Origin of the sequence: Streptomyces fildesensis, from assembly GCF_016107395.1 — a bacterium.
In the GTDB taxonomy this organism is placed as follows: domain Bacteria; phylum Actinomycetota; class Actinomycetes; order Streptomycetales; family Streptomycetaceae; genus Actinacidiphila; species Actinacidiphila fildesensis.
In genome coordinates, this window is the sequence record NZ_JAAIKO010000044.1 from 1 (window position 1) to 24,867 (window position 24,867).

The window sequence follows — 24,867 nt, forward strand, 5'->3', positions numbered from 1 at the left end:
TGCGTACCGGGGAGGACAACCAGGGCGTCATCGGCCTGCGCCAGACCGGCATCCCGGACGAGTACGAGCCCGGGCTGAACGTGCGGTTCATGGGGCTGAGCGAGAAGGCCATCATCAGCTACCTCGTCAGCGCCTACTACTCCGCCGCGGTGCTCGTCCCGGACGCCCTCGGCGTCCTGGAGAACGTCAACATCGCCAACTGGCGCGACTAGAACGGCGAGCGGAAGGGCGGTGGCCCGGGGATCCCTCCCCGGGCCACCGCCCTTCCGTCGTGCGCCCCGCTCCGGCTCCGCTACTTCAGTGCCGGGAACAGGTCCAGGAACACATCGGGGGCGACCGCGATGCCCCGGCCGAAGGGCGCGTCGAGGTCCCAGATCAGGAACAGCAGGAACGCGATGAGCGCGCTGAACAGGCCCGCCAGCAGCAGCTCCCGGCCCGAGCGGCGGATCTGCAGCGTGAAGATCAGCCCCACCGTCACCAGGGCGCCCGCGATGAGGCCGAACCACACCATCCCGGGCATCGTCGCGCCCGCGTTCTGGCCCCGCGCGGTACGCGCCTCGTCGGCCACCGCGACCTGGTCCACCACCGGCTGGTAGGCCTGGGCGTCCAGGTCCCCCTTGGGCGCGTAGTCCGTCACGTCGCGGCGCACCGCCGACAGCAGTTCCGTCCCCTTCGGGGAGAGGGTGCCGTGGTCGGCCATGTACGGCCACTCCTTGTGGACCACGTACGAGACGTACGCGTCGACGTCCGCCCGGATCCGGTCCCGCACCTCGGGCGGATACACCTGCACGCGCGTGCTGATCTCGTGCAGGGCCTGCGCCTCACGCATCACGTCGTCCTGCGCCGCACCCTGGCCCTCCCACACTCCGGCGATCGCCAGGCCCAGGACGATCGCGTAGATCACCCCGATCATCATCGTCATGTACTCGATGACGTCGGGCGTCTCGGTGGGGTCGTCGTCCACCGGGACGCGCCGCTGTCTGAGCACCACGACGGTGATGACGACCACGCAGGCCGCGGCCATCGCGATCACCAGAGCAATCCACTGCGACATGACGAACTCCTAGCTGACGTAACTGACAGCGGGTCTACGGGTCACCGGTCGTCGGAACGACGTCAACGGGCCCTGCGGTACACGTGCGAGCCCGGCCGGAGCACGGCCGCCGCGAGCAGTCCCGGCACCGTCGTGAGCAGCATCGTCATCATCAGCGGCCGCCGTTGGTGCTTGGGGGGCGCCGGGGCCGCGGCAGGGGCCGGCCAGTGGACGGCCGGGCGCGGAGGCGGGGCGTGCCGCGGCGACGGGGTCGGCGCGGGGGTGACGACGGGCTCCGGACTGCTGCTCGGCTCCGGGGCCGGCGAGGGCTCGACGCGCGGCGGCGGGGTAACCCGCGGGGGCGGGACGACCACGCGGTGCGTCGGCCTGGGCGCCGGGGTCGGCCTGGGCACGGGCGTCGGAACGGGCGTGGGGGTGGGACTGGGGGTCGGTGTGGGGGTGGGAGTCGGCGTCGGAGTCGGAGTCGGTTCAGGACACGACGGATGGCCCCCGTGCCAGTGCCAGTAGCAGTGGCAGTGGTGCCAACCCCAGTGCCAGTATCCGTGGCCGTGGCCGTGGCCGTGGCCGTGCCCGTCCTCGACGCCGTCCTCGACGCCGGGCCCGTGTCCATGGCTGTCGGGAGCCTGGACGCAGACGTGCACCGAGCCGTGCTCCACCTGGACCGTGACCGGCCCCGGACAGTCCTCGCCGGCGACCGCGACCGGTACCAGCAACCCCGAACCGCACAGGGTGGTCCCCGCCGCCACCACTGCTCCTCGCAGGGCGGCCCTTCCCCACCGATTACTCACAGGACAGATCTTGAGGCCGCGCGAACCGCGACCAGGCCCCAGTTCGAACCTGTACCCCCGAACGAATCAACGCAAGGTCGTTAAACCTCGCACCAGTTCGAATATCAGCCGACAAGGCGCATCTCGTGGGGGGTGCCGTTGAGCCGCCGACCGCCCTCCTCGGTGCATGTCACGATGTCCTCGATCCGGACCCCGAAGCGCCCCGGCAGATAGATGCCGGGCTCGATCGAGAAGCACATTCCCGGCACGATCGGCCGCTCCTCGCCCTCCACCATGTAGGGCGGCTCGTGCGTCGTCACACCGATGCCGTGGCCGACCCGGTGGATGAAGTATTCGCCGTACCCCGCGTCCGTGATGACCTTGCGGGCCACCCGGTCGATCTCCTGGCAGGCGATACCGGGCCGGACCGCCTCGAAGGCCGTCTGCTGGGCCTCGCGCACGATGTCGTGCACCTTCCGCTCCTCGTCCGAGGGCTCGCCGACGTGCACCGTGCGCGTGGTGTCGGAGCCGTAGCCGTCCTTCAGGCCGCCGAAGTCCAGCACCACCATGTCGCCCTCGGCGATGGTCCGCTCCCCCGCCTCGTGATGCGGGTTGGCGCCGTTCGGCCCGGAGCCCACGACGGTGAAGTCGACCTGGCTGTGCCCGTACGAGATCAGCAGATCCGCGAGGTCGCCCGCCACCTCGGTCTCCCGGCGGCCCGCGAACCGCACCTTCAGGATGTCCCCGTACGCGGCGTCCGCCGCCGCTCCGGCCGCCGCCAGCCGCGCCAGCTCGTGCTCGTCCTTGACCGCCCGCAGCATCGGCAGCACATCGGTCAGCGACGCGTACGCCGTACCGGGCAGCGTCCGCTGGAAGCCCAGCAGGTGCATCGCCCACGCCGAATCGGAGATCCCGTAACGCCCCTCGGGCCGCAGCAGACTGATCGCCGCGTTGTAGGGGTCCTGCCCGTCGATCCAGTCCGTCAGCAGGACCGCCCCCGCGCCCTCCGCCGTCTCGGCGTCCGGCCGCTCCAGGACCGGCACCAGCATCTGCGGCTCCTCGCCGGCGGACAGCACGAGCATCGTCAGCCGCTCGGTGATCGCCGTCGGCTGGTACCCGCACAGATAGACCAGGTCCGGGCCGGGGGTCACGACCACACCGGCCAGCCCCGCCGCGGCCGCCGCCTCCGCGGCCCGTGCCATCCGGGCCGCGTAGTCCTCCCGCGTGAACGGCTGGATACCCGCCATGACTCCTCCTGAAGCCGCCGGCCACCGGCGGACGCCGGACCGTACGGCTTCCAGCCTCAGGGCTCCCGACCTGGTGCGCGACCGGGGGCGGGCCCGCGGCACCGGCCCCGGGAACGCCGGGAGCCCCCGGCCATGGCTGGCCGGGGGCTCCCGGATGGATCGAGCGGTGGGCGTGGACGGGTTCGAACCGCCGACCAGCGCCGTGTAAAGGCGCTGCTCTACCACTGAGCTACACGCCCTCGGAACGTGAAGTGACAGATTACATCGCCGAACCCCGTGCTCCCCAACCGGATACCAAGGGCGGGTAAAGCATGGCCCGGCGTTCGGTCACGTGTCCGTGCAACCGCCCCGGGCCGTGTATTCGTCTTGGTCAGGTGGGAGACTGGAGCCGACAGACACCAGCGGCGGACCTGCGGGAGAGAGTCACTGTGACGACGGCACGCTCGTGGTGGCGGCGCGGCGACAATCTGCGCGCTGATGCCCAGGCCGCGAAGGACGCCGCCTCCCAGGCCTTCTACGAGCTGGACACCGCCCAACGGGACCTGGACCTGTCGATAGAGACCATCAGCGCCGTCGACAACTCGCCGGCCGCGCAGCGCGCGCTGGCCGGGTTCCGGGCGCTCGGCGAGCAGATCGACCAGGTCAGCGGGGCATACATCGCCACCGTCGACGCCCATGACCTGGACCGTGACGAGCTGGACACGGCGACCGCCACCCGGGCCCGCAACGAGCTGACGAAGGCGAAGGACGACCTCGACCGGGCCAAGGCGGACCTGGAGCGGTTCGCCGCGAGCCTCGCGCCGCTGCTGGGGAAGGCCGAGACGCAGCTGGCCCGGCTGGCGCCGGCGGTGGAGCGGGCGCGGCAGGGGTTGTTGGCGGCGAGCAACGCGCTGGACGCGGTGCGGGCCGCCGGGCTGAAGGGCGACGAGCTGGCCTCGCGGCTGGCGGCGCTCTCGCCGGAGCTCACGAAGCTGAACCAGGGGGCCGGGACGCACGGCGTGCCGGAGACGCTGGCGCGCGCGGAGGACGTGCAGCGCCGTGCGGAGGCGATCCGGGCGGAGGCGTCGCGGCTTCCTGAGCAGGCGAAGGAGATCGACAAGCGGCTGGTCAGCCTGCGCACCCGCGTCGAGGCGCTGGCCACCCGGGCCGGCGGCGTCGAGCCGGTCCTCAGTGAGCTGCGGCGGCGTTTCTCGCTGGCGTGCTGGCAGGACCTGCAGCAGGTGCCGGCGCAGGCGGAGACCGCCGTGGCGCAGGCGAGCGCCAAGCTCGCGGAGGCCGCCAAGGCGCGCGACGAGCAGCGCTGGGCCGACGCGACGTCCCGGCTGAGCACGGTCCGGGCGCTGCTGGACGACGTGGACGGGTCGGTGTCCGCGGCCGGTGACCGGCTGCGCCGGCTGAACGAGGTCAGCAAGGATCCGAAGGCCGAGGTCGAGAGGACCCGGTTCGCCATCCGGGACGCGCAGCGGCTGGCGATGCAGGGCCGGACGACGCCCGAGCCCCGGCATGCCCGGCCGCTGGACGACGCGGTGGCGCGGCTGGACCGGGCGCTCGCCGCGCTGGAAGGGCGGCATCCGGACTACTGGGCCTTCCTGACGGAGACGGCGGCGGTGCGGGAGACCGTGAACCGGGTCGTCGCGAACATCCGTGAGGACCGGGCGCAGGGGCGCTGACGCTCCGCGGGGCGGTCGGCCGGCGGGGCTATTCTTCGTCGCATGCCCCGATACGAGTTTCGCTGCCGGTCCTGCGGTACCACTTTCGAGCTGAACCGGCCGATGGCCGAGTCCTCCGACCCCGCGAGCTGCCCCGAGGGGCATGACGACACGGTGAAGTTGCTGTCGGCCGTCGCCGTGGGCGGCAGCGCCACCGCTCCCGCGTCGGGTGGCGGTGGTGGCGGTGGCGGTGGGTGCTGCGGAGGCGGCTGCTGCAGCTGACGCTCCGCGCCGTCCCGCGTCGGGACCCGGTGTTCATCCTCGCGACATGTGGCCGTCCGTCGGTCCTCATGACCGCGTGCGAGGTTCCCTTCTAAAGTTGGCTAGACAACTTATGGAGGACCGTATGGACCTGACCCGTCTCCCGGCGGCCTGGCTGCGGGACAACTGCCGCTGCGCCCAGTGCCGCGATCCGCGCAACGGCCAGAAGCTCTTCCAGATCACCGATCTGCCAACGGACTTGGCGGTCGGCGAGGTGCGGGCCGGTGAGCTCGCGTTCGAGGTGGAGTGGCTCCCCGACGGCCACCGGTCCGTCTACGGGACGGAGTGGCTCGCCTCGGCCGACCCCGACCCCGGCGACGGCAGCGGGGACAGCGGCGACGGCCGTACCGAGGCCGGCAAGCAGCTGTGGTGCGCCGCCGATCTGGACGGGCGGCTGCCCGAGGCCGGCTGGGAGGCGTATCTCGCCGACCCGGCCGAGCGGATACGGGTGCTGGAGTCCGTCCAGCGGCTCGGCTTCGCCCTGCTGCGGGACGTGCCCCGCACCGAGCGGCAGGTGCTGGCCGTCGCCGGGACGTTCGGCCATGTCCGCGAGACGAACTACGGCACGCTGTTCGACGTGCGCGTCGAGGCGGACCCGAACAACCTCGCCTTCACCGGCGCGGCGATCACCCCGCACACCGACAACCCGTACCGCGACCCCGTACCGACCCTGCAGCTGCTGCACTGTCTGACGAACGCCGCCGTCGGCGGCGACTCGGGGCTGGTCGACGGCTTCGCCGCCGCCGCGCTGCTGCGCACCGAGGACCCGGCCGCGTTCGAGGTGCTGACCCGCACCCTGGTGCCCTTCCGCTTCGACGACGCCCGCACCGCGCTGCGCGCCGACCGGCCGCTGATCGACGTGGACCCGCTCGGGCGGATCCGTGAGGTCCGCTTCAACAACCGCTCCATCGGGACGCTGCGGCTGTCGCGGGAGGCGCTGGACTCCTTCTACCGCGCCTACCGGGCCTTCGGTGAGCTGCTGGTGCGCGCGGAGCTGCGGCTGGACTTCCGGCTGGCTCCCGGCGACTGTCTCGTCTTCGACAACACCCGTCTGCTGCACGCCCGTACCGCGTTCGCCGAGAGCGGTGAGCGTCATCTGCAGGGCTGCTACGCCGACCTCGACGGGCTCGCGAGCACGCTCGCCGTGCTGCGCCGGGAGCGGCCGCTCGACGAGCTGGCCGCCCTCTTCGACGGCGCGGGCGCCGAGCAGTACCTGGGCGAGGACGTCACCCAGGCCCAGCACATGCTGCAGGCCGCTTCCCTCGCGGAGGCCGCGGGCGCCGCGCCCGCTCTCGTCGCCGCGGCGCTGCTGCACGACGTGGGTCACTTCCACGGGGCGGTGACCGGCGCGGACCTGATGGCCGGGACCGACAACCGTCACAGCCACACGGGCGCGGAGTGGCTGGCGCGGTGGTTCGGACCTGAGGTGACGGAGCCGGTGCGGCTGCACGTCGCCGCCAAGCGGTATCTGTGCGCGGTGGAGCCGGAGTACTTCGGGCGGCTGTCCGAGGCCTCGGTCCACACGCTGCGGGTCCAGGGCGGGCCGATGTCGCAGAGCGAGGTACGTGACTTCGAGGCGGAGGCCTTCGGCGCCGAGGCGGTGCGGCTGCGCCGGTGGGACGAGGGCGCCAAGGACGTACGGGTGACGGCGGCCGCGGACTTCGCCCACTACCGGCCGCTGCTGGCAAGCCTGTTGCGGTAGGACCGCACGACCGGAGGGGGTCCGCCGAAGACTCGGGCGGACCCCCTCGGCGTCAGCCGTGACCTACGGCTGCAGCCGTCCCGCGAAGCGGCGCTCGAAGCCGTCGCCGGTGTCCGCCGTCACCGTGAAGTCGTAGCGGCGTGCGGTGGCGGACGGGACGACCGCGGTCGCCGAGGCACCGGGCGCGACCGTCACCTGGTGGCCCGGGAAGGTGAACACCGCGGGCTTTCCACCCGCGTTGGTGAGCTTGAGGTGGACGCCGTCCGGCGCCTCGACCGCCGAGACCTCCGGGTGCGCCTTCGCCGGGTTGGTCCAGGTGCGGACGTCGCCCTTGTAGCCGCGCAGGAATCCGTCCGGGCCATGGGTGTCGATGTCGTACGGGCCGCCGCTGACGGCCTGGGCGCTGAAGTAGTCCGTGATGCTGCCGCCCACGGGCAGCGTGTAGCGCCAGGCGCCGAACTTGCGGTGGTTGACGGTGTACATCGACAGGCCGGCGCCGAGGGAGCCGAGGTTGTCCACGGTGATCCAGATCAGGCCCTTGGCGGTGTCGGTCCGCGAGGACGAGCCGAAGCGGTAGCCGGTGGGCAGCGCCGGGCGGTCGCCCGGCTCCACCTCGGGGAAGTGCTGGACCACCGGCGGGAAGAGCGGCGGGAGCACCTTCTTGTGCTGCTCGGCCAGGTCCGCCAGGAGCTTCTTGGTGTCGGGCAGGGCGGGGAACGTCGTGGTGGACGTCCGGAAGTCGAACGCCGACATCAGGTCGCCGCAGACGGTGCGGCGCCAGGCGGAGATGTTGGGCTCGCGCACCCCCGTCCAGTTCTCCAGGAACCGCAGGACCGACGTGTGGTCGAAGACCTCGGAGTTGATGCGGCCGCCGCGGCTCCAGGGCGATATGACGATCATCGGGACGCGCGGGCCGAGCCCGATGGGCGCGCCGTTGATGAACTCGTCCGGGGTGCCGGCGGGGGCGGCCGGCGGGATGACGTGGTCGAAGAAGCCGTCGTTCTCGTCGTAGTTGAGCAGGACGACGGTCTTGGCCCAGACCTCGGGGTGGGCGGCGAGCGCCTCCAGCACGTAGGAGGAGGTGAAGTCGGCGCCCTGGGCCGGCGGGTGGTTGGGGTGCTCCGACTGGTCGGTGGGGGCCACCACCCAGCTGACGGCGGGCAGTTTTCCGTTGGCCACGTCCTGGGCGAAGTCGTCCGCACCGCGCTTGACCATGCCGTTCACGTAGAGCGGGGAGTCCTTGGAGGCGTTCTGGTACTGCCTGAACCAGGCCAGGGCGTTGTCGTCGTAGTTGTCCTCCTGCTGGTAGACCTTCCAGGAGATGCCCGCTGCCTGCAGCCGCTCCGGATAGGTCGTCCAGGTGTAGCCCTTCTCGCTGTTGTCGACGACCGGGCCGCCGGCGGTGCCGCGCGGGTCGACCGTCCCGGACCACAGGTAGAGGCGGTTGGGGTTGGTGGACGCCATGGTGGAACAGAAGTACTGGTCACAGAGGGTGAAGGCATCGGCGAGCGCGTACTGGAAGGGGATGTCCTGGCGCCGGTAGTAGCCCATCGTGTACCAGGACTTGGCGGGGATCCAGTTGTTGTACTGGCCGTTGGCCCAGGCGCTGTGGGTGCCGTCCCAGGAGTGGTCCAGGTCGAAGATCCGCTGGGCGTCGGAGGTGGTGGTGTCCAGGTGCCAGGGCAGCAGGCTGGTGCCGCCGACGGAGCCGAGCAGCCGCTGGTGCAGCACGTCGGAGCCGTTCGGGAAGCGGAGCAGCGAGCTGTCGCCGTAGCCGCGGGCGCCGCTCAGGGTGCCGAAGTAGTGGTCGAAGGAGCGGTTCTCCTGCATCAGGACCACGACGTGTTCGACATCGTCCAGCGTGCCCTGTCGTGCGGGCTCGGCCAGCGCCTGCTGCAGGCCGGCGGGCAGGACGCCGGTGCCGATGGCCGCGCCGGTGGCGACGGCCGAACCGAGCAGCGTGCGGCGGGACATGCCGGTTCCGGGCAGGCGGGAGAGGGCGGACACGGTGCCTCCTGGTCAGAGAGGTGCGGGGGTTACTCGCGGTTACTGGCGAGTAGGATGATGACAGTCGCACATGAACAGGGGAAGACCGGAGACAGACGTTTCGTCAGATTCCCGTGCGACGGGACAGTGAGGTGACCGCCGTCGAGTTGTGGACGGTGAAGGCCACCGTTCCCGGCAGGTAGCGGTCCTGCGACCACTCCACCGGGGAACCCGCCGGATCGGTGGTGCGGCGCCGCTCACGCAGCAGCGGATCGCCCACCAGGCAGCCGAGCAGCCGGGCGTCGTCGGCGTCGGCGAGGGCCAGGTCGATGGTGTGGTGGGCGTCGGTGAACAGCACGCCCTGCTCCTGGAGCGGCACGGTGTGCGAGACCGCGTGCGGGTCCAGCGCCTCGACGAGGGCGCCTATGTGCTCGGGGTAGACGGTGCGCTCCACCATCACCGGGACGCCGGACAGGGTGCGGACCCGCAGCACGCGGTAGACCTCGGCGTCCGGTTCCAGCCGGAGTTGTTCACGTTCGACCTCGTCGGCGGGACTGCGGATGATCTCCACCACCCGGCCGCCGGGCTCCTCGCCGATGGAGCGGGCCCAGCGGGTGAAGCTGAGCAGCTCGCCGAAGCTCTGCACCCGGGCGGTGCCCAGCACGACGCGGCGGGTGCCGCGCCTGGAGGTGACCAGCCCGTCGGCCCGCAGTACGGCCAGGGCCTGGCGCACGGTGCCGCGCGAGACGCCGTAGCGGGTGGCGAGTTCGCCCTCGGCCGGCAGTCGGCCGCCGGACCCGTAGGCGCCGTCGGCGATGGCCTGCCGGAGGTCGGCGGCCACCTTCCGGTACATCGTCTGCCGGCCGTCCGCCACGCTGCTCCCCCACGTCGATCACTGCTCCGGCGACCGAGCCTAGATCCTGTCCGCCGGATCACCCACGGACGGCCCACCGACGGACCGCACTCCGACCCTAACCGCCGAATCAACCGCCGATTCCGGGGCAACCGCGTCATTCCCGCGGCCGACACCGGAACGCAGTGGCGCGTTCATCCGCCGGACACTGGACTGCGGCGTACTGAGGTCGTCATTGTTCGAGTTGTACAGCCAACCCTGGCTATCTCCCGTCCCCATGGAGAGTCTCGTGATTCTGCCCCGCCCCCGGGCCGCCGGCCTCGCAGGTGTCCTCGCCATAGCTGCGCTCGGCCTCAGTGCCTGCGGCGCCGCACCCACCGAGAGCACGGCGGCCGACGGCAAGAAGAGTGCCGCCACCGCCACCTCCGCCGCCGAGTTCGGCGGGATGGACGCCCTGGTCGCCGCCGCGAAGAAGGAGGGCAAGCTCAACGCGATCGCCCTGCCGCGCGACTGGGCCAACTACGGCGCGCTCATCGACGGCTTCAGCAAGAAGTACGGCATCAAGGTCGAGGTCGAGAACCCCGACGCCTCCAGCCAGATCGAGATCTCCGCGATCAGCACCCGCAAGGGCCAGGACCGCGCCCCCGACGTCGTCGACCTCGGCAGCGCCTTCGCGCTGAGCGGCGCCTCGCAGGGCCTGTTCGCCTCGTACAAGGTCGCGGACTACGAGAAGATCCCGGCGGCGCAGAAGGACGCACAGGCGCGCTGGTACTACGACTACGGCGGCTACGTCTCGATCGGCTGCGACGCCAAGCGCGTCAAGGAGTGCCCCTCGACCTTCGCGGACCTCCTCAAGCCGCAGTACAAGGGCCAGGTGGCGCTGAACGGCAACCCGACGAAGTCCGGTTCGGCCTTCGGCGGCGTCTACGCGGCGGCCATCGCCAACAAGGGCTCGTTCGACAACATCCAGCCCGGTCTGGACTTCTTCGGGCAGCTGAAGAAGTCGGGCAACTACAACCCGGTGGAGTCCACCCCGGCGACCGTCCAGAAGGGCGAGACGCCGATCAGCATCGACTGGGACTACCTCAACGCGGGTTACACCGACGAGTTCAAGACGAAGAACGTGGACTGGAAGGTCTCCATCCCCAGCGACGGCGTCTACGCCCAGTACTACGCGCAGGCCGTGAACAAGGACGCGCCGCACCCGGCCGCCGCCCGCCTGTGGGAGGAGTACCTGTACAGCGCCGAGGGCCAGAACCTGTGGCTCAAGGGCTACGCCCGTCCCGTGCTGATGGACGCCCTCAAGCAGGCCGGCACGCTCGACGCCGCTGCCGCCGCCAAGCTGCCGGCCGTCGCCGGCACCCCGGCCTTCCCGACGCCCGCGCAGGTGGACGCGGCCAAGAAGACCGTCACCCAGGGCTGGGCCAAGGCCGTCGCCTGATGACCCTGAGGACCAAGGCGCCGGCCGGCATGCTGGCGGCGCTGCCACTCGTGCTGTTCATGCTGGTGGCGTTCGGCCTGCCCGCCGTCGCCATGCTGACCGGTGCCTTCAGTACGTCGAGTGACGCGCCCGGCGGCGCGCAGTGGACGACGGCGAACCTCACGGACTCCGTGCAGGGCGCCTACCTCACCGGGCTGGTCAGCAGCGTCAAGCTGTCGGCGCTGTCCGCACTGCTCGCCGCCGTGCTCGGACTCCCCCTCGCGCAGGCCGTGGTGACCTCGCGTCACCGCGCCCTGCGCGAGGGTGTCCTCGCGGCGTCCGGCGTGCTCGCCAACTTCGGCGGGGTACCGCTCGCCTTCGCCTTCATCGCCACCCTCGGCAACGCGGGCGTCCTCACCGAGCACCTGGGCCTGACCGGTGCCGGCTGGAGCCTGTACACGTTCTGGGGCCTGGTCATCGTCTACCTCTACTTCCTGCTGCCGCTGATGGTCCTGGCCATCACCCCGGCGCTGGAGGGCCTGCGCAAGCAGTGGCGCGAGGCCGCGCAGAACAACGGCGCCACCGGCTTCCAGTACTGGCGGTACGTCGCGCTGCCGGTGCTGGCCCCGTCCCTGCTCGGCGGCTACGTGCTGCTCTTCGGCAGCGCCTTCGCCGCCTACGCCACGGCCGCCGCGCTGGGCAGCGGCTCGGTGCCGCTGATCACCGTGCAGATCGCCGACGCGCTGTCCGGCAACGTCCTGGTCGGCCAGGGCAACATCGCGCTCGCGCTCAGCCTGGACATGGTCGTGGTCGCCGGGCTCGTCATGGCGGTCTACGTCCCCCTCCAGCGAAGGAGCGCACGATGGCTCGACTGACCCGCAAGCCGCTGTGGCGCGGCGCCGTCGGCCTGCTGGCCGGCCTGTACTTCCTGGTCCCGGTGGCCGCCTCGGTGATCTTCACCGTGGACGTCCCGGGCCAGGGCTTCACCCTGGACGCGTACAGCGGCATCGTCAGCGCGGACGGCTTCACCGACAGCCTGCTGCTCACCCTGGAGCTGGCCGCCGCGACCATCGTCCTGGTGATGGTGCTGCTGGTCCCGGCGCTCGTCGCGGTGCGCCTCGGCGCTCCCCGGCTGCGGCCGGTCCTGGAGATCATCTGCTCGCTGCCGCTGGTGGTCCCGTCGGTGGCGCTGGTCTCCGGCTACAGCAGCGTGCTGCGCTGGGGCCCGGAACACCTGTCGCGCACCCCGCTGTTCCAGACGTTCACCGCCGTGCAGGACAAGCGGTTCCCGTTCGTCCTGGTCCTCGCCTACACGGTGATGGCGCTGCCGCTCGCCTACCGGGCGCTGGACTCCGGGCTGCGCGCGGTCGACGTCCGCGTCCTGGTGGAGGCCGCGCGCAGCTGCGGCGCGAGCGCTCCGCGGGCCGTCCTGCAGGTGGTGCTGCCCAACCTGCGCGGCGCGCTGCTGAACGCGTCCTTCCTCACCCTCGCGCTGGTTCTCGGCGAGTACACCGTCGGCGCCCTGCTCGGGTACCAGCCGTTCGCGGTGTGGATCGTCAACACCGGAGGCAACCAGGCGCAGTTGTCGGTGGCCGTCTCGGTGCTGAGCCTGGTGGTCACCTGGATGCTGCTGCTGGTGTTCGCCGCCCTGGGCCGGCCCCGCGACCGGTCCCGTTCCCTGTCCCGCTCCCGCCGGGCCGGCCGCGACGCGGCCGCTCCCGCACCCATCGCACAGGAGGTGGCATGACCGCCGCCACGGCTTCCACCAAGGCCACCACGTCCGCCCCGGACCCCGCGGACTCCTCGACGGCCACCACCGTCGAGTTCCGCGCGCTCAGCAAGTCGTTCGGCGCCACCGTGGCGCTCGACGGCCTGGACCTGACCGCCCGTCCCGGTGAGCTGCTCGCGCTGCTCGGCCCGTCCGGCTGCGGCAAGACCACCGCGCTGCGGATGCTGGCCGGCTTCGAACGTCCCGACTCCGGCCAGGTCCTGGTCGACGGCCAGGACATCAGCGGGGTGCCCGCGCACCGCCGCGACGCCGGGATGGTCTTCCAGTCGTACAGCCTCTTCCCGCACCTGACGGCCGCCGACAACGTCGCGTTCGGCCTGAAGATGCGGCGGACCGGCGCCGCCGAGCGCCGGAAGCGCGCCCATGAACTGCTGGAGCTGGTCGGGCTGCCGCAGCACGCCGACCGCTTCCCGCACCAGCTCTCCGGCGGCCAGCAGCAGCGCGTGGCGCTCGCCCGCGCGCTGGCGCTGCGGCCCAAGGTGCTGCTGCTGGACGAACCGCTGTCCGCGCTGGACGCCAAGGTCCGGGTGACGCTGCGCGAGGAGATCAGGCGGCTGCAGCAGGAGCTGCGGATCACCACCGTCTTCGTCACGCACGACCAGGAGGAGGCGCTGTCGACGGCCGACCGGGTCGCGGTGATGCGCGACGGCCGGCTGGAGCAGGTCGCGGCCCCCGCCGAGCTGTACGACACGCCCGCGACGGCGTTCGTCGCCGAGTTCGTCGGCACCATGAACCGGCTGCCGGGCGTCATGGCGGACGGTGACGTGGAGGTGCTCGGACAGCGGCTGCCGGTGCGCGGCGCCGCCCCGGCGCAGGGCCCGGTGGACGTCCTGGTCCGGCCGGAGGCCCTGGAGGCCACCGCCGACGGCGAGGGCCGCTCCCGGGTGCTCACCGCCGCCTTCCACGGCTCGGTCACCCGTCTCACCCTGTCGCTGCCGGACGGCGCGACGGTCAAAGCGGACGTGCCCAGCCACCGCGCGGCCACCCTGCCGGCCGGCGCGACCGTCACCGTGACCCTCCCGCAGCGCCCCGTGCTCGTCGACGGACCCACCGCGTGACGCTTCAGGCGGTGCTCTTCGACATGGACGGCACGCTGGTCGACACCGAGGGGGTGTGGTGGGACACGGTCGCCGAGACCGCGTCGGCGCTCGGCTACACGCTGACCGACGCGGACGTCCCCGACGTGCTGGGCCGGTCCGTCGACCACACCACCGGCCATCTGCTCACGGCCACCGGGACCGCCCGCACCCGTGAGCACCTGGCGGCGGAGCTGGACGCCCGCTTCGCCGAGCTGGTGGCCCGCGAGGTACGGCCGCGCCCCGGTGCGACCGTGCTGCTGGCCCGGCTGCGCGCGGAGGGGGTGACGACGGCGCTGGTGTCCGCCTCGCCGCGGCGCGTCGTGGAGCTGGTGCTCGACGTGCTCGGCCGGGAGAACTTCGCGGTCTCCGTCACCGCCGACGACACCCCCCGCACCAAGCCCGCTCCGGACCCGTATCTGGCCGCCGCCCGGCTGCTCGGCGCCGATCCGGCCCGCTGCGTCGCCGTGGAGGACACCCCCACCGGGGTGGCCTCCGCCGAGGCCGCGGGGTGCCAGGTGCTGGCCGTGCCGTCCGTCGTGCCGATCCTGCCCGCACCGGGCCGGACGGTGCTGCGCAGCCTGGAGCAGGCGGGGCCCGCGCTGCTGCGCTCCCTCGTCGCGGACCGGGCGGCAGCCGGCGGAACAGTTGATGAAGAGGCCCGCCGGGAGGATGCTTGAGTTAAGTGGGGCATGTGGTTCCGCTTGCCCCCGCTTCCGCCAAGGAGGCCGCTCATGGTCATACGACTCGACGAGCATCTGCCCGCTGATCACCGGCTGAGCCAGGTCTACCGCGTCGGCGCGGGCCTCACGGGGCTGGTGCTGCTGGTCTTCGGCATCCTGGGGCTACTGAACCAGGTCCCGTTCCTGGACACCCACGGTGACACGGTGGCTGGACTCAACACCAACGGCACGCTGAGTGTCCTGTCGATCGCCGTCGGACTGCTGCTCTTCGCGGGCATGGTCATCGGCGGGAACATCGCCTCGAACCTGAACATGGTCCTCGGGACCCTGTTCATCCTCAGCGGCTTCGTGAATCTCGCCCTGCTGGACAGCAGCCACAACTTCCTGGCGTTCGAGATGCCCAACGTGATCTTCAGCTTCGTCGTCGGCATCATGCTCCTCATGTTCGGCATGTACGGCCGCGTCACCGGCGGCCTCCCGCACGACAACCCGTACTGGCGACAGCGCCACCCCGAAGCGGCGGCGCGCGAGGCGGCGGCACGAGCGGCTGCGGCCGCCCGCCGGACCCCGCCTCGCGGGCTGCCTCAGCATTAGGGCCTGTCCGGCGGATCAGGGGCGGTCCAGGCGTCGTCTGGTGCGGTAGATCGCAAGGCGCCGGAATGCCCGCATACGCTTTTGTATGTGGGTGTTTCGGCAACGCCGCGAGCTGCCGTGCCAGGCGGCGAAGGGGCCGCCCCTGATCCGCCGGACAGGCCCTGGCACCGGTCGCCGGAACGCCCGGGAGGAGCTACCGCCTGCGGGCGATGGTGAGGCCGTCCGCGACGGTGAGCAGTACGTCGTCCATCCGGTCGTCCGAGCGCACCCGGTCGTTGAAGGCGCGGATGGCCGCCGCGGGGCCCTCGACGGCCGGATCGGCGACCGCACCGTGGAAGAGCGTGTTGTCGGCGACGATCAGGCCGCCGGGGTTCATCCGCGGCACCAGCTCCTCCCAGTACGCGACGTAACTGACCTTGTCCGCGTCGAGGAAGACGAAGTCGATCCACGGCCCCTCGGGCAGCGCGCGCAGCGTGTCCAGTGCCGGAGCGATCCGCAGGTCGATCCGGTCCGCCACGCCCGCCTTCGCCCAGGCCTCGCGGCCGACGGCCGTCCACTCCTCGGAGACGTCACAGGCGATGAGCTGTCCGTCCGCCGGCATCGCCTGGGCCATCGACAGAGTGGAGAACCCGGTGAACGTGCCGACCTCGACGATGCGGCGGGCCCCGACCAGCCGCACCAGGAAGGCGAGCAGCGGGCCCTGCTCCTCCGCGGTCTGCAGTCCTGAGACATCCGCGAGCCGGGTGTGGGTGAGCTCGACGAGTTCCCGCTGCACCGGGTCCAGCGGCGGGTTGTGCGCGAGTACATATGCGTACAGCTCGGGGGTGAGCTGCGGATTCTTCGTCTCGTACAAGGCTTCTCCTCGGATGGACGCTTAAGGTGACGGGCATGCTCGTCGATGACGCCATCGCCCTTGTGCCCAGCATTCCAGGCCGCAGGGCCCTGCTGGGGATGGCGGGCGCGCCCGCCGCGGGCAAGTCCACCCTCGCCCGCCGGCTGGTCGGCGGGGTCAACGCGCGGCTCGGCGCGGACATGGCGGCGTACGTCCCGATGGACGGTTTCCATCTGTCCAACGCCCAGTTGGCACGGCTGGGCCGGGCCGGCCGCAAGGGCGCGCCCGACACCTTCGACGTCGACGGCTACGTCCAGCTGCTGCGCCGGCTGCGCTCCAGCCATGAACGCCCCGTCTACGTCCCCGAGTTCGACCGCCGGCTGGAGGAGCCGATCGCCGCGGGCCTGGTCGTCCTCCCGCAGGTGCGGCTGATCGTCACGGAGGGGAACTACCTGGCCGACGACGGGCCGGGCTGGGAGGCGGTACGCGATCTGCTCGACGAACTGTGGTTCGTCGACGCCCCGCAGGCGGTACGCGAGCGCCGGCTGCTGCGCCGCCACATCCGCGGCGGGCGCAGCGAACCCGAGGCGCACGCCTTCATAGCGTCCAGCGAGCGCCCCAACGCGGACCGGGTCGAGGCCGCCCGCGCCAACTGCAACCGGGTGGTCACCACCAGGGAGTGACCAACGGCCTACGCCGAGAGCGGTGTCAGGCGGCCGCGGCACCGTCCTCCGCGCCGGCCGCGACCTGCGCGAGCATCCGCCGCAGGATCTCCTCGCCCGCAGCGACACCCACCGTGGCGAGCGGCGTCACATGCGGCGCCCGCCAGCCGCTGTCCGCCAGTTCGCCGTGCCCCGGCTGCCAGCCGGCGTCGGCGGCCATCAGCAGATCGGCGTCCAGAAGGGAGTCGCCCGCGGCCAGCACCTGGTCGGCACCGGTCCGCCGGACGACCTCCTCGAGCGCCGCGCTCTTGCGCAGCGGCTTGGGGACCGTGTAGATCTTCCGGCCCTGCAGCGACACCGTCCAGCCGCGGCTGTCGGCCCACTCGGTGAGGTCCTTCACGAAGTTCTCGGGCAGCAGCGACCGCTCCACCACGAGATACGCGAACAGGTCCTCGGCCACCCGCTCCTTGCGCAGCCACGCCGGGTCCGTCACCCGCGCCAGATGCGCGCGCACCTCGGCCAGCGGCACCGAACCGTCCGCGAGGCGGCGGCGCATCTCGGCGTTCCAGTCCTGGTCGGTGCGGCCGTCGACCAGCAGATGGCCGCCGTTCGCGCAGATCGCGAATCGCGGTACCGGGCCCGGCAGACTGATCCGCCGGTACTGCTTGCGCGTCCGGGTGGTGGCCGGCACGAACTCCGCCTCGGCGGCCAGCCGCTGCACCAGCGCGGCGGCCGTCTCCGTCAGGAACGACAGCGGCTTCGCCTCGTGCACCTCGACGCAGAGCAGCCGCGGCGCCTGCTCGTCGGGCATGCCGAGCGCGAGCGCGGCCGAGGAGTAGATCAGCGTCCGGTCCAGGTCGCTGGCGGCGAGGGTACGGAATCCGGCGCTCATCGGGCGACCGCCTTGCCGTCGGTACCGGTGGCGCCTCTGGTGAACCGCGGGTGGATCAGGCCGACACACGAGTACGGCAGCCCGTCCACCTCCTCCACCGGCACCCCGCGCTGCTCGGCGAGCAGCCGGACGTGGTCCAGGTCCGCGCCGGCGCCGCGCTGCGCCAGGATCTTCCACGGGACGCGGCGCAGCAGCACCCGCGTCGTCTCGCCGACACCGGGCTTGACGAGGTTCACGTCCCCGATGCCGTACTCCTCGCTGATCCGCTCGACGGCGGCCCAGCCCTCCCAGGTGGGGCTGCGGTCCTGCGACCGCAGTGCCTTCACGTCCTCGGCGACCGCGTCGGCGACGTCGTCGAAGCGGGCCGTCACCGTGTCCAGGAAGAGCCCGGAGACATCCGCGCCGGCCAGCTCCTGGTAGAACTTCCCGCCGTGGAACTCGTCGGGCCCGATCAGGTCCGCGCGCAGCACGGTGCGCGAGATGAGCCCGGAGACGGTGGAGTTGAGGCAGGCGGAGGGGATGAGGAAGTCGTCACGGGTGCCGTAGGTGCCCACGCAGCCGCCCGGGTCCGCGAGCACCGCGATGTCCGGGTCGAAGTTCCCGAACGGCTTGACGGCCTCGGCCAGTTCCCGGGTGATCGCGCCCTTGCCGGTCCAGCCGTCGACGAAGACGACCTGCTCCGGGTCGTGGTGCTCGGCCAGCCAGCGCAGCGCGGTGGTGTCGATGCCCCGGCCGCGCACGATCGACACGGCGTAGTGCGGCAGGTCCAGGCCGTGCGCGTGCCGCGCCCAGCGGCGCATCAGCACCCCGACCGGGGTGCCGGCGCGCGCCAGCGAGACGAGTACGGCGTCCGGGCCGCGCTCGGCGAGCACCAGCTCGGTGACGGTGCCCACCGCCCGCGCGATCCGGTCGGCCGAGGTGTCCAGCGCGGCGCGGAACAGCGCCTGGTACGCCTCGCTCGGCTGGTACTCCACCGGCAGCGACTCCGCGTAGTGCGCCCCACCGCTCTGGATCGCCTCCTCGCGCTCCTCGGTCGGCGCCTCCAGCTCGACGTCCGACAGGTCCTTCAGCAACCACCCGACCTCGTCCGCCGCGTACGACGAGAACGCCGGACCGCGCAGGGGGGAGGGAAGCGTGGGGGTCTGGGCCATCTGCTGAACCTGTCCGTTCGGTTGGTACGCGGGCACGACCGCGAGCAGTACCTGCCCGGTGTGAGCCGCGAGATGCGCGAGCAGCCCGTCGGGCGCGTGCAGCGCCGGGGTGTCCCCCGCCGAGTCCACGACGGCGACGATCACGTCGAAGCCGCCGCCCGCGACGTTGTAGGCGTAGCGCGGGCCGGGCCCGTCGGAGGGGTCGTCGTGCGCGGGGAAGACGATCCGGCTGCGGATCGCATAGCCGGGGTCGTCCACGGCCAGCACGGGCGAGCGGGTGGTGGTGGAGAACCGGACCTCGGCACCGGTCCCGTCCTGGATCTCCTGGGCGAGCCGCAGCGGCGCGTACATCAGCTCCTCGTTGCCGAGGACGAGGATGCGGCGCGGGTCCTGCGCCGGGAGCGCCAGGCGGACCGCCTCGGCCATCGACGGCAGCGCCGCCTCCAGCCGCTCCCGGTCCGCGGGCGTGAAGCCGTGCCGTCCACCGTCCGGCAGCCCTTGGGGCCAGCCGAGGTCCACCCGGACCGCCTCGTACGCCGTCGCGGGCGCGGGCGGCGGGGTGACGCTCGCCCTGACGAGCGCCTGGCCGCGTTCCCGCACGCCCTCCGGCAGCCGGACCGTGCCGGACGCCAGCGACAGCAGGTCGATGCGCGCGCCGAGCCCGGCCGCGAACTCCGTCAGCCGCTCCCGGTCCGCGTCCGACCGCATGTCGACGAGCGCGACGACCACGTAGTGGGCGCGCGGGTGGCGGGCGTGCAGGTCCCTGATCGTGTTGAGGACGGTCTGACCGGTCGAGAACTCGTCGTCGACCAGCACCAGCGGCCCGTCCCCGGTCAGCAGCCCTGGATCCGCCGGCAGCAGCAGATGACCGGTCGCGTGGCTGTGCTCCTCCTCGAAGCCGCCGGCCGCCGCGACCCCGGCGACCAAGCGCCGCGTCGAGTGCAGATACGGCGCGAGGGCGACCCCGTCGGCCACCGCGTGCCCCAGGCCCGTCGCGGTCTCCGCGTAGCCGAGCACGACGGACCGCGCGGCCTCCTCGTCACCGAGCAGCTCCCGCACCCGGCGGCCGAGGCCGTACCCGGCGGTGTGGACGTCGAAGGGGTGCTGGGGAACGTGCTTGCCCAGCACGTTCGACACCAGCAGGTGCGCGCGCTTCGGGTTGTCCCGCAGCGCGAGCCCGAGCAGCTCGCTCAGCCCCTCCCCTTCGAGGGCGATGTCCAGCCGGTCGGCGACCCACTGGCCGGACCATGTCGGTGTTGCTGCCATGCGGTGGTTCTCACTTCTGTGCGGCAAAACAAACGCGGCGTTGATCAGGACGGCAGACAGGCCGCGAGCAGTTCCACGAAGCCGATGTCGGCGCGGGCCACCCCGAAGATCTCGGCGCGGCGCATGGTGCGCTCGGCCCAGGCCCGGTGCGGCTTCACCTCGTTCATCTTGTTCGTGTACGAGGAGCGCAGGACCCCGCCGCCGGTGCGGTCCTCGTGGAGGATGTCGGCGGCGTCGCTGTACTCCTCGTGCGTGACCACGTTCAGCGCGTGCACGGGGAACACATGGGTGGGGTGGATGCAGGTCTTGCCCTGCAGGCCGTTGGCCCGGTCCAGCTCGATCTCGCGGAGCAGCCCGTCCATGTCGTGCTCGATGAGCGCGGTGCGCAGGTCCTCCGCCTCCGGGGTGAAGGGGCTGCGGCGCAGCTGCGGCTTGAACATCCGCTCGTGGTGCCGGAAGTACTCCCACACCGGCCCGGTCACGGTGAACCCGGTCCCGTCGGCCCGGCCGAAGACATTGACGACGTCGGCGATCACCGAGGCGACGATCTGGACGTCGTACGCCGTCATCGCGGGCGCCCTGCGCAGCGCGTACGAGGAGCAGAAGTCCGTCACGCCCAGCCGCAGCGCCAGCACGCGGTCCCGGTACTTGTCGACCGTGCGGTAGATCCCGGAGAGCGTCTCGACGCGGCTCTCCAGGTGCATCAGCTGCGGGGACTCCAGGACCGGCATGGCGAAGAGCCGGTGGCCGCAGGCGGACTCCGCGACGGCCAGCGCCTCCATGAAGGGGACGCCGCTCTCCTCGGTGAACTTCGGCAGTACGAATCCGGACAGCAGTCGCACGGTGTCACCGAGCCGTTGCACCAGGTCGACGATCTGCGCCGGGGTCCGGACCCGGATGAACAGCAGCGGAGGGTCGCCGGCGCCCTGCCGCCGGTCGAGCTCGGCGAACTGCCGGACCAGATTGGCCTCGGCGTCGACGACCTCGCGGTCGTCTATCGAGTCCTCCAGGCACAGCACCATGGACACGACACCGTGCGCGGCCTGCTTCAGTACGTCGTCGGCCAGGTGCGGCCGGGTCGCCGGGCTGTAGAGGGTCGCGCCCAGGGCGACGGAGAGCGTGTTGGCGGAAGAGTCCGCGGTGAATTCCTGCGGCTCGCGGTGGAACAGGTCGTTCCGTACGTCCGTCGCAAGGTGTCCGAAGTGGCGCATATGCCCCCTTTTATGCATGGCTGACCGAATAGCATCTGGCGGATTATCGTACGTGCGGTCACACGACTGACGTTCCCCCCGTGCGTGAAAATCAGGTAACCCCCGCACGTCCGTCGTATGACCGCTCACGGCGCGTCCAGTCCCCTGCGTTGTGGCCCGCGCACCCGGGAAGGCAGGATGACCGCCATGACGCACGCGATGGTGAAGGGCTCGAACATCCCCCTGGACGTCCTGGGGATCAGGGCGGTGCTGCGCTGGAGCCCCGGCGCCGGTGTCCCCGACGTCGACGCCTCGGCCCTGCTGCTGGGCGCGGACGGCCGGGTCCGCTCCGATGCGGACTTCGTCTTCTACAACGAGCCGAGGCATCCGTCAGGGCTCGCCCGGCACCTGCCCAAGAAGCGGGTCGCCGAGGGTCTCACCGACACCGTCGAGGTGGATCTGACGTCGCTGGACGCCTCCGTGGCCCGCGTCGTCATCGCCGCGTCCGCCGACGGCGGCTCCTTCGGGCAGGTCCCCGACCTGCACGTTCTGCTCTTCGACACCGGTGCGGCCGCCGGCTCCGCCCCGCTGGCCACCTTCGACGTCACCCCCGACACCGGCGACGAGACCGCGCTGATCTGCGGCGAGCTGTACCGCCGCGACACCACGTGGAAGTTCCGCGCGCTCGGCCAGGGCTACGCGACCGGCCTCGTCGGCCTCGCCACCGAATTCGGCATCGCCGTCGATGACGAGGCGGAATCCGGCGCGGACCCCGGCTCCGGCCCCGCCGCGGGCTCCCGCGGGCCCGTGCACGCGCCGCCCGCCGTCCCGGAGCCCGAGGCCACCTCCGCGTACGGCTACCCGCTCCCGGAGCCCGCTCCCGGCCACGTACCGGCCCAGCCCGCCTACGGGTACCCCCAGCCGCCGCAGCAGCGCCCCCAGCCCGCCGCACCGGCCTACGGTTACCCGCAGCCGGTGGCGGCCTCCCCCGGCTTCGTGCTGCCTCCCCAGGGCCCCCAGTTCCAGACCGGCCGCCGCTAGACGCCGCCCGGGGGCCGGGGCCGGCCCTGGCACCGGCCCGGGACGGCGTCCTGCCATCGGCGGGCCGTCACACCTTGGTCTTGTAGCCCCGGCCCCACTGCAGGCCCCAGCCGTACAGCCGGTCTATCTCGGCCTGGAACCCGTAGACGTACTTCACCTCGCGCCGCACCATCAGCTCACCCTTGCGGTTCTCGATCAGCACCACCGCACAGGACCGCGCCTGCGGCTCGCGCTCGCTCAGCGGGATCTCGATCCGCGGACCCGAGCTGGGGAAGAGCGTGACCATGGCGTGGGTGCGGTCGAAGGCGGGTGTGCCGTCGTAGATGTAGACGAACACCAGCAGCCGGACGAACTCGTCCCGCTTGTCGAAGTTGATGTAGATCGTCTCGCCCGAGGTGCCGCCGAACCGGTCGTCGCCGCTGAGCTTGACGTACGGCGGCTCGTTCAGGTCGCCCAGGAAGTTGCCGAGCGGCTGGACGACGCCCTTCGTCCCGTCGGCGAGCTCGTACATGCACGCCAGGTCCAGGTCGACATTGACCATCGCCGGCCCCGCCGCCTGCACGATCTCCGGCTTGAACAGGTTCATCCGGCGGCTGAACAGCCCGCCGCCGCCCTGTTTGTTCCACCCGCCGGTGTCCGAAGTGCGCATTTCCCAGGAAAGGTTGATCCGCAGGTTGCCGACGGCCGCGCCCTGTTTGCTCAGCGACACCATGGGGTGCCGCTTCGTGAGCTCCACGGTGTGCGCGTTGGCGACGTCGAACTGCGTCGCGCCACTGGGCCGCAGGAACTTCCACCAGGCCATGACTACCCCTCCCCTGAACGGACACCGCCCCCCGCCGGATCGGCGGGGGGCGGGACTTCTCGCTCCGGGGTTCAGACTGTCAGAGCTGTCAGACCCCGGATGAGACTTCCGCCGTATCGTTCGACCCCTCTGAGTTTTCCCCGATCCGCCGGTTTCGCACCACCGAGGACCAGTAGGAAGCAGCGATCAACACGACGCCGACGAGGCCGGTGATGACCTCGTTGATCTCGTACTTGATCGTGACGAGGAGGATGACCGCCAGCGCGCCGATCGCGTAGTGCGCGCCGTGCTCCAGGTACACGTAGTCGTCCAGGGTGCCCTTGCGGACCAGGTACACGGTCAGCGACCGGATGTACATGGCGCCGATACCGAGGCCGAGCGCCATCTCGAAGATGTCGTTGGTGATGGCGAACGCGCCGATGACACCGTCGAACGAGAACGACGCGTCGATGACCTCGAGGTACAGGAACATGAAGAACGCGGCCTTGCCGGCCAGCCCGACGACGGCCGCGGTGCTGCCCTTCTTGGCGCCCGCCTCGGCCTCCTCGTCCGCGTCGTCCTCGGCCTCCTCCAGCTGGTCCTCGAAGTAGCCGGAGATCCCGCCGACGACCAGATACGTGATGAGCCCGGCGATCCCGGACAGCAGCACCGTCGCGGCCTTGTCGATCGTCCCGTCCCCGCCGTGCACCGGAACACTGGTGGCGACCGTGGTCGCGGCGACGAGCAGCACGACCATGGCGATCACGACGGAGAGCATGTCCAGCTTGCCGAGCTTGCCCAGCGGCTTCTCCAGCCAGCCGAGCCACCGGATGTCCCGCTCCTCGAAAATGAAGTCGAGGAAGATCATGAGCAGGAACATCCCGCCGAACGCCGCGATCGACGGGTGCGCGCCGGTGACCAGCGCCTCGTAGCGGTCGGGGTCGTTGATCGCGACGTCGACCGCCTCGACCGGGCTGAGCTTGGCGGTGATGGAGACGATGACGACCGGGAACACCAGCCGCATACCGAAGACGGCGATCAGGATGCCGACGGTGAGGAACATCTTCTGCCAGAAGGCGTTCATCTTCCGGAGGATCCCGGCGTTGATCACCGCGTTGTCGAATGACAGGGAGATCTCCAGGACCGAGAGGATCGCGACCACCGCGAGCCCCTCCCACCCCCAGAGGTACCCAGCCAAGGCCAGGCCGGCGGCAGTGATGCCGAACGACCAGCCAAATGTCTTGAGGAGCACGGGCTACCCAGTCCTTCTCTACGAGAGATCCCCCGCGCAGGGCGCGGCTTTACGAAACGTTGACCCCGAAGTCTAGGGCGATGCCTCGCAGTCCTGACGCGTACCCCTGGCCTACTGCACGGAATTTCCACTCGCCGTTGTAGCGGTACAGCTCGCCGAAGATCATTGCGGTCTCGCTGGACGCGTCCTCGGAGAGGTCGTAGCGGGCCAACTCGGCCTGGTCGAACTGGTTGACGACGCGGATGTAGGCGTTACTGACCTGGCCGAAGGTCTGGCCGCGGCTGTCGGCCTCGTGGATGGAAACGGGGAAGACGACCTTGTCGACGCGCTCGGGAACCTTGGTGAGGTCGACGAGGATCTCCTCGTCGTCCCCTTCGCCCTCGCCGGTGAGGTTGTCACCGGTGTGCTCGACGGATCCCTCGGGGCTCTTGAGGTTGTTGTAGAAGACGAAGTGTTCGTCGCTGAGTACCCGGCCGTTGGCGCACAGCAGGGCGCTGGCGTCGAGGTCGAACGGCGCTCCTGTGGTGGAGCGCGCGTCCCAACCGAGGCCGATCATCACCTGGGTGAGATTCGGTGCGGCCTTGCTGAGGGAGACATTGCCCCCCTTGGCGAGCGTGACGCCCATGGTTTTCGCTTCCTCCCCGTGCGTGCTGAGGTCG

At 71.4% G+C, this 24,867-nt stretch carries 23 protein-coding genes, 1 tRNA gene and 1 pseudogene; 12 read left to right on the forward strand and 13 right to left on the reverse strand.

The window, feature by feature from the left end:
- Nucleotides 1-212, forward strand: a pseudogene (locus C6N31_RS35010) (Crp/Fnr family transcriptional regulator); the annotation flags it as partial.
- An 80-nt stretch (nt 213-292) separates the two neighbouring features.
- Here C6N31_RS35010 and C6N31_RS35015 read toward each other — a convergent pair.
- From C6N31_RS35015 to C6N31_RS35030, 4 genes are all read right to left on the reverse strand, one after another.
- On the reverse strand, nt 293-1,054 hold the full coding sequence (locus tag C6N31_RS35015) for a bestrophin-like domain (protein WP_138359651.1): 762 nt from the start codon (nt 1,052-1,054) through the stop codon (nt 293-295).
- 62 nt (nt 1,055-1,116) lie between these two features.
- Nucleotides 1,117-1,800 carry a hypothetical protein gene (locus C6N31_RS35020; RefSeq protein WP_198359024.1) on the reverse strand — a complete coding sequence of 228 codons (684 nt, stop codon included), beginning with the start codon at nt 1,798-1,800 and terminating at the stop codon, nt 1,117-1,119.
- A 146-nt stretch (nt 1,801-1,946) separates the two neighbouring features.
- Nucleotides 1,947-3,068 (reverse strand): aminopeptidase P family protein, encoded by a 1,122-nt coding sequence (locus tag C6N31_RS35025; RefSeq protein ID WP_138356792.1) that lies wholly within the window; start codon nt 3,066-3,068, stop codon nt 1,947-1,949.
- 167 nt (nt 3,069-3,235) lie between these two features.
- Nucleotides 3,236-3,307: transfer RNA gene (locus tag C6N31_RS35030), tRNA-Val, on the reverse strand.
- Nucleotides 3,308-3,496: 189 nt separating this feature from the next.
- Between C6N31_RS35030 and C6N31_RS35035 the strand changes: the two genes are divergently transcribed.
- The 3 genes from C6N31_RS35035 (at nt 3,497) to tmpA (ending at nt 6,740) form a co-directional block, all read left to right on the forward strand.
- On the forward strand, nt 3,497-4,738 hold the full coding sequence (locus C6N31_RS35035) for a coiled-coil domain-containing protein (RefSeq protein WP_138356791.1): 1,242 nt from the start codon (nt 3,497-3,499) through the stop codon (nt 4,736-4,738).
- A 42-nt stretch (nt 4,739-4,780) separates the two neighbouring features.
- Entirely contained in the window at nt 4,781-4,999 is a 219-nt protein-coding gene (locus tag C6N31_RS35040) for an FmdB family zinc ribbon protein (protein WP_138356790.1), read from the forward strand.
- Nucleotides 5,000-5,111: 112 nt separating this feature from the next.
- Nucleotides 5,112-6,740 (forward strand): 2-trimethylaminoethylphosphonate dioxygenase, encoded by a 1,629-nt coding sequence (gene tmpA, locus C6N31_RS35045; protein ID WP_198359021.1) that lies wholly within the window; start codon nt 5,112-5,114, stop codon nt 6,738-6,740.
- A gap of 63 nt (nt 6,741-6,803) precedes the next feature.
- Here tmpA and C6N31_RS35050 read toward each other — a convergent pair whose 3' ends face one another.
- Together C6N31_RS35050 and C6N31_RS35055 are read right to left on the reverse strand one after the other, a co-directional pair.
- The gene (locus C6N31_RS35050; protein ID WP_269286868.1) at nt 6,804-8,747 is read right to left on the reverse strand and encodes a phosphocholine-specific phospholipase C; all 1,944 of its coding nucleotides are present in this window, start codon (nt 8,745-8,747) and stop codon (nt 6,804-6,806) included.
- Between the two features lie 103 nt (nt 8,748-8,850).
- Nucleotides 8,851-9,579, reverse strand: a complete 729-nt coding sequence (locus C6N31_RS35055) for a GntR family transcriptional regulator (protein ID WP_138356798.1) — start codon at nt 9,577-9,579, stop codon at nt 8,851-8,853.
- A gap of 277 nt (nt 9,580-9,856) precedes the next feature.
- Between C6N31_RS35055 and C6N31_RS35060 the strand changes: the two genes are divergently transcribed.
- From C6N31_RS35060 to C6N31_RS35085, 6 genes are read left to right on the forward strand one after another with little or no spacing between them, the layout of a single operon-like run.
- Nucleotides 9,857-11,020 carry an ABC transporter substrate-binding protein gene (locus C6N31_RS35060; protein WP_138356788.1) on the forward strand — a complete coding sequence of 388 codons (1,164 nt, stop codon included), beginning with the start codon at nt 9,857-9,859 and terminating at the stop codon, nt 11,018-11,020.
- The gene (locus C6N31_RS35065; RefSeq protein WP_164294055.1) at nt 11,020-11,874 is read left to right on the forward strand and encodes an ABC transporter permease; all 855 of its coding nucleotides are present in this window, start codon (nt 11,020-11,022) and stop codon (nt 11,872-11,874) included. Before C6N31_RS35060 ends, C6N31_RS35065 begins: the two co-directional genes overlap by 1 nt.
- On the forward strand, nt 11,862-12,746 hold the full coding sequence (locus C6N31_RS35070) for an ABC transporter permease (RefSeq protein WP_138356786.1): 885 nt from the start codon (nt 11,862-11,864) through the stop codon (nt 12,744-12,746). Before C6N31_RS35065 ends, C6N31_RS35070 begins: the two co-directional genes overlap by 13 nt.
- On the forward strand, nt 12,743-13,846 hold the full coding sequence (locus C6N31_RS35075; RefSeq protein ID WP_138356785.1) for an ABC transporter ATP-binding protein: 1,104 nt from the start codon (nt 12,743-12,745) through the stop codon (nt 13,844-13,846). The genes C6N31_RS35070 and C6N31_RS35075 overlap by 4 nt, the downstream gene beginning before the upstream one ends.
- Nucleotides 13,843-14,544, forward strand: coding sequence for an HAD family hydrolase (locus C6N31_RS35080; protein ID WP_307811581.1), 702 nt, complete (start codon nt 13,843-13,845; stop codon nt 14,542-14,544). Before C6N31_RS35075 ends, C6N31_RS35080 begins: the two co-directional genes overlap by 4 nt.
- Nucleotides 14,545-14,598: 54 nt before the next feature.
- Nucleotides 14,599-15,141 (forward strand): DUF4383 domain-containing protein, encoded by a 543-nt coding sequence (locus tag C6N31_RS35085; protein ID WP_138356784.1) that lies wholly within the window; start codon nt 14,599-14,601, stop codon nt 15,139-15,141.
- A gap of 193 nt (nt 15,142-15,334) precedes the next feature.
- Here the strand turns inward: C6N31_RS35085 and C6N31_RS35090 are convergent, their stop codons facing one another.
- The gene (locus C6N31_RS35090; protein WP_138356783.1) at nt 15,335-15,994 is read right to left on the reverse strand and encodes an O-methyltransferase; all 660 of its coding nucleotides are present in this window, start codon (nt 15,992-15,994) and stop codon (nt 15,335-15,337) included.
- Nucleotides 15,995-16,029: 35 nt separating this feature from the next.
- On the opposite strand from C6N31_RS35090, the gene C6N31_RS35095 reads away from it, so the two are divergent.
- On the forward strand, nt 16,030-16,656 hold the full coding sequence (locus tag C6N31_RS35095) for a nucleoside/nucleotide kinase family protein (RefSeq protein ID WP_198359016.1): 627 nt from the start codon (nt 16,030-16,032) through the stop codon (nt 16,654-16,656).
- A 25-nt stretch (nt 16,657-16,681) separates the two neighbouring features.
- On the opposite strand, the gene C6N31_RS35100 is transcribed toward C6N31_RS35095, so the two are convergent.
- From C6N31_RS35100 to C6N31_RS35110, 3 genes are read right to left on the reverse strand one after another with little or no spacing between them, the layout of a single operon-like run.
- Nucleotides 16,682-17,527: an HAD family hydrolase gene (locus C6N31_RS35100; protein ID WP_138356781.1), complete on the reverse strand. Its 846-nt coding sequence runs from the start codon at nt 17,525-17,527 to the stop codon at nt 16,682-16,684.
- Nucleotides 17,524-19,944 (reverse strand): phosphoribosyltransferase, encoded by a 2,421-nt coding sequence (locus C6N31_RS35105; protein WP_138356780.1) that lies wholly within the window; start codon nt 19,942-19,944, stop codon nt 17,524-17,526. Before C6N31_RS35105 ends, C6N31_RS35100 begins: the two co-directional genes overlap by 4 nt.
- A 44-nt stretch (nt 19,945-19,988) precedes the next feature.
- Nucleotides 19,989-21,155 (reverse strand): HpcH/HpaI aldolase/citrate lyase family protein, encoded by a 1,167-nt coding sequence (locus tag C6N31_RS35110; RefSeq protein WP_138356779.1) that lies wholly within the window; start codon nt 21,153-21,155, stop codon nt 19,989-19,991.
- A 177-nt stretch (nt 21,156-21,332) separates the two neighbouring features.
- On the opposite strand from C6N31_RS35110, the gene C6N31_RS35115 reads away from it, so the two are divergent.
- Nucleotides 21,333-22,175 carry a TerD family protein gene (locus tag C6N31_RS35115; protein WP_138356778.1) on the forward strand — a complete coding sequence of 281 codons (843 nt, stop codon included), beginning with the start codon at nt 21,333-21,335 and terminating at the stop codon, nt 22,173-22,175.
- A 67-nt stretch (nt 22,176-22,242) separates the two neighbouring features.
- On the opposite strand, the gene C6N31_RS35120 is transcribed toward C6N31_RS35115, so the two are convergent.
- The 3 genes from C6N31_RS35120 to C6N31_RS35130 all read right to left on the reverse strand — a co-directional run bounded on the left by C6N31_RS35120 (nt 22,243) and on the right by C6N31_RS35130 (nt 24,833).
- Nucleotides 22,243-22,977, reverse strand: a complete 735-nt coding sequence (locus C6N31_RS35120; protein ID WP_138356777.1) for a TerD family protein — start codon at nt 22,975-22,977, stop codon at nt 22,243-22,245.
- 88 nt (nt 22,978-23,065) lie between these two features.
- Entirely contained in the window at nt 23,066-24,208 is a 1,143-nt protein-coding gene (locus C6N31_RS35125; protein WP_138356776.1) for a DUF475 domain-containing protein, read from the reverse strand.
- A 49-nt stretch (nt 24,209-24,257) separates the two neighbouring features.
- Entirely contained in the window at nt 24,258-24,833 is a 576-nt protein-coding gene (locus C6N31_RS35130; RefSeq protein WP_138356775.1) for a TerD family protein, read from the reverse strand.
- Between the last annotated feature and the right edge of the window lie 34 nt (nt 24,834-24,867).